We start from the raw sequence: 573 nt of genomic DNA, 5'->3' as shown, positions 1-573 counted from the left end.
GCTCAGCTGGTTAGAGCGCTACACTGATAATGTAGAGGTCGGCAGTTCGAGTCTGCCTGAGACTACTTTTTAGTCGAAAGGAAGACGAGAAGTTTATCCTGAGTAAGACACGTTAAGTGTCGCATCGAAGGGAGTCTGCCTGAGACTACTTTTTAGTCTTTAAGGCACAAGAGAAGAGTCTAAAGTGGTTAGAGGAAGTTATTTGACCAAATTAGCTTTTAGATGTAAGGTTTATAATAATGAGGAATGGTAATATTTAATTGGTTTTAGATATTATGACAAGGCCCCACCCGGCCTCCCCAAAGGGGAGGAGAAGGTAGGTAACTATCACTCCCCCTTTGGGGGAGCAGGGAGGGGGCGTAACGTTCATTGACATATTGAGAATATATAAGAATACGAGAGTAAGAGCATGCTTTTTTTTAGGAAAGAGTATGAAAATTAAATAGCTAATAATTATCGAATAGATAAGCTTATTAAGGGCGTATGGGGAATGCCTAGGCTCTCAGAGGCGATGAAGGACGTGACAAGCTGCGATAAGCTGCGGGGATTAGCACATATGAGTTGATCCGCAGA

General features: G+C 42.6%; 1 rRNA gene. It reads left to right on the top strand.

Going from position 1 to position 573, the window contains the following annotated elements:
* Positions 1-463 precede the first annotated feature (463 nt).
* Positions 464-573 (top strand): 23S ribosomal RNA (locus LB450_RS13600); the annotation flags it as partial.

The sequence above is a fragment of the Psychroflexus curvus genome, assembly GCF_020164585.1.
GTDB lineage: Bacteria > Bacteroidota > Bacteroidia > Flavobacteriales > Flavobacteriaceae > Psychroflexus > Psychroflexus curvus.
Note: the sequence above shows the minus strand (reverse complement) of the source record. Positions and strands in the feature narration are given on the sequence as shown.